We start from the raw sequence: 702 nt of genomic DNA, 5'->3' as shown, positions 1-702 counted from the left end.
TTCACGAGGCGCTACCTAAATAGCTTTCGGGGAGAACCAGCTATCTCCCGGTTTGATTGGCCTTTCACCCCCAGCCACAAGTCATCCGCTAATTTTTCAACATTAGTCGGTTCGGTCCTCCAGTTAGTGTTACCCAACCTTCAACCTGCCCATGGCTAGATCACCGGGTTTCGGGTCTATACCCTGCAACTTAACGCCCAGTTAAGACTCGGTTTCCCTGCGGCTCCCCTATACGGTTAACCTTGCTACAGAATATAAGTCGCTGACCCATTATACAAAAGGTACGCAGTCACCCCATAAAGAGGCTCCCACTGCTTGTACGTACACGGTTTCAGGTTCTTTTTCACTCCCCTCGCCGGGGTTCTTTTCGCCTTTCCCTCACGGTACTGGTTCACTATCGGTCAGTCAGGAGTATTTAGCCTTGGAGGATGGTCCCCCCATATTCAGACAGGATACCACGTGTCCCGCCCTACTCTTCGAGTTCACAACGTGTGCATTTTAGTGTACGGGGCTATCACCCTGTACCGCCGGACTTTCCAGACCGTTCCACTAACACACGCGCTGATTCAGACTCTGGGCTCCTCCCCGTTCGCTCGCCGCTACTGGGGGAATCTCGGTTGATTTCTTTTCCTCGGGGTACTTAGATGTTTCAGTTCCCCCGGTTCGCTTCGTTAAGCTATGTATTCACTTAACGATAGTGTG

1 rRNA gene is annotated in these 702 nt (G+C 51.7%); it reads right to left on the bottom strand.

The annotated features are described in order from the left end of the window. A 23S ribosomal RNA gene (locus AC007G_RS28290) occupies positions 1-702 on the bottom strand; the annotation flags it as partial.

It is taken from the genome of Klebsiella sp. CSG-1, assembly GCF_056521145.1.
Note: the sequence above shows the minus strand (reverse complement) of the source record. Positions and strands in the feature narration are given on the sequence as shown.